This is a genomic window from Candidatus Harpocratesius sp., from assembly GCF_054039255.1.
Map to the genome: position 1 here is coordinate 20,864 of NZ_JBPLBG010000009.1, position 6,241 is coordinate 27,104.

The window sequence follows — 6,241 nt, forward strand, 5'->3', positions numbered from 1 at the left end:
TATTTAAATATCTTATAGGAATTCTATTATAAAATAGATTTAGAATAGACTCCAAAGCATGTTTTCGAGAAAAATATGTCCTTAACCCCGCATATTTTTCTTTAAGATAAAAATTATGTAAGTTTTACTCATTTAAACGAAAGAAAGAAAATTAGTAACTTAAACTAATAATGAAAAACCAAGAAGAAAAAAAATTATACAAAAAATAATGATCAAAATATCTAAATTTAATTTTTAAATCGACTATTTTCCTTTTGCCTTAATATAATCATCAATTCGAATGAAAATAACAGCCAATTCAGTAGCAAGATTGTAAATTTGCCATTTAATCTCCATTGAATCTATAATTCCTGCTTTTTGCACATCTACAATATTACGTGAAATTGCATCAAATCCAAACCATTTGTTTTGGCTATAATCTACTTGAGATCTTAATGATGTGAGAATATCCAGGGGATCCTTGCCAGAATTTTCAATTAATATTGTGGGAACAATTTCTAAAGCATCTGCAAAACTTTCAATAGAAATTTGCTGTTTTCCTCCAACTTTTTCTGCATATTGAAGGATTCTCTTTCGTAATTCAATTTCAATGGAACCACCACCACCTACAAATCTTGGTACTTCAATTAAAGATTTGAGAGCATTTAATCCATTTTTTAAAGAACGTTCTGCATCATTTACTCCTGTCTCAGTCCCACCTCTTACTAAAATTGTAACCGCTTTTGGATTATAACAATGTTCAATAAAAACCATATTGTCTCCACCGATCTTTCGTTCACTAACAATTCCTGCAGTTCCAAGATCTGATGAAGTCAAATCTTTGATTTGAGTAACAATTTTAGCCCCAGTGGCTTTGGCAATTTTCTGCATATCAGAATTTTTTACACGACGAACAGCAAGAATTCCATATTTCGAAAGAAAATGCTGTGCTGTTTCATCTATACCTTTTTGACAAAAAACAACATTTGCTCCAGATGCATGAATTGATTCAATTAAAACTTTTATCATATTTTCTTCCTGCTCTAAAAATTTCTGGATTTCACCAGGATCAGAAATTTGGATTTCAGAAGAAAAATCAGTTTTGACTATCTCTAAAGCACCATTAAGAAGAGCAATTTTTGCGTTTTGGATTGTTTTAGGAAGAATTGGACTAACTACTTCTTTATCTATGATAATTCCATCAATTAATCTTGTTGAATGTAGCCCTTCTCCTTCTTTTTTAATAATTTGGATATTGTCAAGGTCTATATATGGTTTATCTGCACGATTTTCTTGTACTTTACTAATTGCATCGACAATGATGTTAACAAATAAATCTTGAGCATCCATCAGAGATTTACTACTTAATGCAGTCCGAACAATTGACGATTTAACAAAATCAGTATTTTCTAGTGTTAATTTTTTGGAAATATTATTAATTTCTTGTTTTAAAAATTTAATCGCCTTTAAATAACCTTCATAGATTATTGTGGGAGCTAAATTCATAGAAATCATTTCATCCGCTTTATCCATTAAAGCAGCAATGAATAAAACAACAGAACTTGAGCCATCTCCAACATTTTTATAGATAGTTTTCGCAAGATCAACAATCATTTTAGCTGTTGGGTTATCTATACTTAATTCTTCAAGTATTTTATTACCATCACTAGTGATGGTTATATCTCCTAACGAATCTACTAACATTTTATTTAAGCCCTTGGGGCCCAAAGTCGTTCGAATTGTTTCTGCAATTGCCTTAATTGCTTCAATGTTAGTTTTTAGAGCATCTTTTCCTTTTAATTGTTGTGTGTTTTCCTTTAATATTAAATAAGGTTGGTGCAAACTCATACAAATCACCCCTTTGATAGGAAGTCTAAGTCAACAAAAATTTTAAATTTATGCCTAAAATTTTCGTTATTTTTATCTTTAGGTATTTTATTACGTATGGTTTTACTTGTGATTTACTCAATTTTTGGGGTTAATCCTCTAATAATGAAATATAACAATTTCTGGATAATTATTTTAGAGTTAAATATTTGTGTTGTTTGTGTTAGTTTTGGTGTTTTTATATTTCAAATATGGAAACTGAAAAAATTTAAAATTTATAACTCCATTTTCATCAAATCCTTATTATTTTTAATTATCTTTAAAAATGTAATTATATTTCTTGTGAATTTGATCCTACAGAATAATAAAATACAAATTTTTTATCTCATTGATTTTTTTTTTATTATTGGAATTTTTTATGTAGAAAAAATCCATCAAAAACGCTTTAATTGTACTTGGTGGGGATATAAACCTATAAAAAGGTTGAAAAGAAAAAGAAAAAAATCTATTCCATTAGGAATAATTATATATAAAAATCATTATTTGCAAAAGCTAAGTCTTGATATTGAAGAATTAAAAAGACATATTCTAATATATGGTCAGACTGGTACTGGGAAAACTAGTTTCATTATGTATTTCCTAAAAGAAGTTATCAAAAAATTAAAACCAATTCCATTTACATTATTTGAGTTTAAAGGTGAATATGCCAAATTGCAGACATATATTCCAGATCTTTTAATATTAGAACCAGGAATAAATTTCTCAATTAATCTTTTTGATAAAGATATTTTTTCAAGTGAAAATTATGCAGAAATTCTATTTGATAGTCTAAAATCCTGCAGAATCCTTGACTTCAATTCCGAATTCTCACCACAAATGGAAAGTGTGCTTGTAGATGTGTTAAAAAGAGTATGTCAATCATCAGAACCAAAAACATGGAGTAATTTCTTTTCAATATTGTATGATTCAAAAAATCAATTAAAAAATAGTATTCCGCAAATTGAAAATACTATAGTTAGCATTAAAAATAGATTAAGAAGGTTTTCTTATGGGCCACTAAGTGCTGTATTTAGTGATACTAAAAAAACTTTGAAAGTTTCAGAAATACTTCAAAGAAAAACGGTTATTAATTTAGGAAGTATTTTAAAATTAGGTGGTTCAAAACAAGATTTAATTTTTTTTGCAAATTTAATTCTGAAATGGATTTGGGAAATGGCAATGAACCGTAATCCAACAGATCAATTAAAACATTTAACAATTTTTGAGGATGTTTCATATATTGCATCAAATAAATTAGTGAATTTATCGAATGTATCATTATATTTGGAGGATATTGCATTATTATTAAGGGGAAAGGGAGAAGGTCTCCTTTCAATTACTACTTCAATGGATATAAGTAAAAATATAGTATTAAACTCTGGGACAAAATTATTTTTTAAGTTTAATGAAAGAAGTGAGGATATTATTCATCATTTAGGTATTGAAAAAGGCCAGACATTTAATATTCAAGATCTTCCTACTGGGATGTGTATAATAAAAACCTACTCAAATGCAAAACCTTTTCTACTATATACTAATAATATTGAAGGATCAGCAAGTAAAAAGAAAAAAAATCAAAATAAATTCTTCCAGAAATTAAAGCTTAAAAAAAAAGAACAAATTATTAAAAATCTAAGAAAAAATAAACAAGAAAATTTGAAGAAAGAAGAAATTTTAACTTTAAATAACACAAAATTTAAAATTGTAAAAGATTTTTATGAAGACTTATTAAAAAAAATTCACCAAATTGAAGAACTTATATTTTGCGATAACTACTTAGGAGCCATGTTAAAAATTTTCTCAATTTTTGACAAGTTGACTTCAATAATTCAGAATGAGCATCTAATAATTTCTGAATGGAAAGATATTCAAAAACGTTATGTCCTTTTAAAGGAATTAGTTAAAAATCCTTATAATTCTGAATTAAGAATTGAAGATTGTCTCAATGGCTTGAAATTAGCGAAAATTGTAAGAAATATGTTAAAAATAGATAATAGACTTGAAAATGATGAAAATATACAAGGTATCAAGAATAATCTCCAATCAAATAGAAATTTAATATCACTTCAAGTCTTCATCATTGAAACTGATTCAAATAATATTTTAGAGTTTTATTCCCTTGGTTTACAAGTATATGAATCATATAAAAAACACTGTCAAGAAATTTACCAAAATCTCTCAAGAAAATTATATAAAGAAAAAATAGCGAAAAGATATGTTATATTTATTCCAATAGAATTGGAATATTCTAGTTATAATTTTAAAATCATTTTTACATTAGCAAGTTCATATGATAATTTATTTAATGATAAAGAAAGCAGAATAATCAAACTGATTGAATTTCATCTTAATAAATTAAAAAAAGTAAGTAATGATATTTTTTTAGGATTTAATCTACCAAAAATGCAATTACCTAATTCATCTGTAGATGTTCTAGATAAAAAGAAACAAATAATTGAAAATAGTAAACTCATCAAGCAAGAATTAAAAGAATTACATACAGAATTGGAAATTTTAATGAATAAATCACAACCATTGTTAATTAAAGAACCAGGAGAAAAAATCATTGAAAATATTATAATTCAAGAATTGGAGCCAGCAATTAAATATCTTTTAAGTCAAAATTCAGAGAAATCTAAAAATTAAACTCTTTTAAATGTTAAAAAATACTAATAATTATGCTTATTGGAATTGTTGGGAAACCTTCTTCTGGTAAAAGTACATTCCTTAATGCAGCTTGTTTGACTCAATATAAAACAGCAAATTATCCATTTACAACCATAAAACCAAATTTAGGAAAATCATTTGTCAGAACAATTTGTGCATGTCGAGAATTAAATATTAAAGACAATCCAAAAAACTCCATCTGCATAAATCAAAATAGATTTATTCCTGTGAAACTTTTGGATGTTGCAGGATTAGTTCCTGATGCACATTTAGGAAAAGGGATGGGAAACCAATTTTTATCAGATCTTGCACGAGCAGATGTATTGATTCATGTTATTGATATTTCTGGAAGTTTGGATGCTGAAGGTCAAGATATTGATGAAGGAGCAAGAGATCCATTAGAAGATATCAAATTTTTAGAAGATGAAATTAATTTTTGGTTTAAAGATCTTATTATTAAAAAAGATTGGGGAAAATTTATTCGGAAGATTGAGCAAGAAAAACTATCATTTATAGATTTATTACATGAACGTCTAGCTGGAATTGGAATTCAAAAGGAGCATATTCTTAATGCAATGAATTCTGTTAATTTAGATTTTGAGAAATTAACAAAATGGAATGATGATAATATTTTTGAATTTGCGAGAAAATTAAGAGAGATTTCAAAACCAATAATAATTGCAGCAAATAAAATTGATAAGCATAATGGAGAACAAATGTTAATAAAACTAAAAAAGAGATATAAAGATAAAATAATTCCTTGCAGTGCTTTAGCAGAATACTGGCTAAGAAAATATGCAGAAGAAAAAATTATTGAATATTTACCAGGTGATGCTAATTTTAAAATAATGCAAAGTGAAAAATTGCAAAAATCTGAATTAAATATACTAAAAGAGATTAAAGAAAAAATACTCAAAAAATATGAAAGTACAGGTATCCAAGATATAATAAATTATTCAGTTTTTAATGTTCTAAATCAAGTTGTGGTTTATCCTGTTTACGACATTAATTCATTTTCTGATAAAGATGGAAACGTTTTACCAGATGCACATTTAGTTTTGCAAAACATGAAATTGAAGAAGTTTGTTGAAAAGAAAATTCATTCTGATCTTGCTAAGAATTTTATCTATGGTTTAGATGCAAGAACAAAAATGCGTTTAGGAGAACATTATGAAATAAAAAACAACGATATAATTAAAATAGTATCTGCAGTTAAACAAAAATAATTATTAAAAAAATTAACTTTCATTATCTTTTGAAGAAAAAACTACATAGATAAGTATTACAACAATTACCAATACACTTAATAATTGTAATCGTAATCGAAATTTATCCATATCCCAATCTGCTAACTTTAAAGGTATTAAGAACATTAATTTTTCTTATTTATTAAAAATATTAAAAATTTTGGTACAAATTAATCTCATTCATCATAAATAAAAATGGACCTAGGGGAATTTGAATCCCCGACCTCCTGAGTGCAAGTCAGGCGCTCTACCAACTGAGCTATAGGCCCAAAAGCAGCTTAGTTGTAATAGACAAACTATAAATATTAAAATCAATTGTATAAAAAGAAATGCCCGAAGGATGATACCTTCGGTACGTTGTAAAGGAGGTGATCCAGCCGCAGGTTCCCCTACGGCTACCTTGTTACGACTTCTCCCTCCTCGCGCTACACGATTTCAAATGAACCCTAAGGACCCATTTTCAACCATATAACACTCGGATG

4 protein-coding genes, 1 tRNA gene and 1 rRNA gene are annotated in these 6,241 nt (G+C 27.1%); 2 read left to right on the forward strand and 4 right to left on the reverse strand.

What is annotated here, in order from left to right:
* Nucleotides 1-243 precede the first annotated feature (243 nt).
* Nucleotides 244-1,827, reverse strand: a complete 1,584-nt coding sequence (gene thsB, locus ACXLDF_RS02450; RefSeq protein WP_457556902.1) for a thermosome subunit beta — start codon at nt 1,825-1,827, stop codon at nt 244-246.
* 327 nt (nt 1,828-2,154) lie between these two features.
* Here thsB and ACXLDF_RS02455 point away from each other — a divergent pair, with 327 nt between their 5' ends.
* Together ACXLDF_RS02455 and ychF are read left to right on the forward strand one after the other, a co-directional pair.
* Complete coding sequence (locus tag ACXLDF_RS02455; protein WP_457556903.1) at nt 2,155-4,491, forward strand: ATP-binding protein; 2,337 nt, start codon at nt 2,155-2,157, stop codon at nt 4,489-4,491.
* Nucleotides 4,492-4,523: 32 nt separating this feature from the next.
* On the forward strand, nt 4,524-5,738 hold the full coding sequence (ychF, locus tag ACXLDF_RS02460; RefSeq protein WP_457556904.1) for a YchF-related putative GTPase: 1,215 nt from the start codon (nt 4,524-4,526) through the stop codon (nt 5,736-5,738).
* A 12-nt stretch (nt 5,739-5,750) separates the two neighbouring features.
* On the opposite strand, the gene ACXLDF_RS02465 is transcribed toward ychF, so the two are convergent.
* The 3 genes from ACXLDF_RS02465 to ACXLDF_RS02475 form a co-directional block, all read right to left on the reverse strand.
* Entirely contained in the window at nt 5,751-5,885 is a 135-nt protein-coding gene (locus ACXLDF_RS02465) for a hypothetical protein (RefSeq protein WP_457556905.1), read from the reverse strand.
* A 70-nt stretch (nt 5,886-5,955) separates the two neighbouring features.
* Nucleotides 5,956-6,028: transfer RNA gene (locus ACXLDF_RS02470), tRNA-Ala, on the reverse strand.
* 94 nt (nt 6,029-6,122) lie between these two features.
* Nucleotides 6,123-6,241, reverse strand: a 16S ribosomal RNA gene (locus ACXLDF_RS02475); the annotation flags it as partial.

Coding starts and splice junctions, on each gene's coding strand:
- thsB (WP_457556902.1), bottom strand. CDS start 1,827: ATGAGTTTGCACCAACCTTATTTAATATTAAAGGAAAACACACAACAA.
- ychF (WP_457556904.1), top strand. CDS start 4,524: ATGCTTATTGGAATTGTTGGGAAACCTTCTTCTGGTAAAAGTACATTC.
- ACXLDF_RS02465 (WP_457556905.1), bottom strand. CDS start 5,885: ATGTTCTTAATACCTTTAAAGTTAGCAGATTGGGATATGGATAAATTT.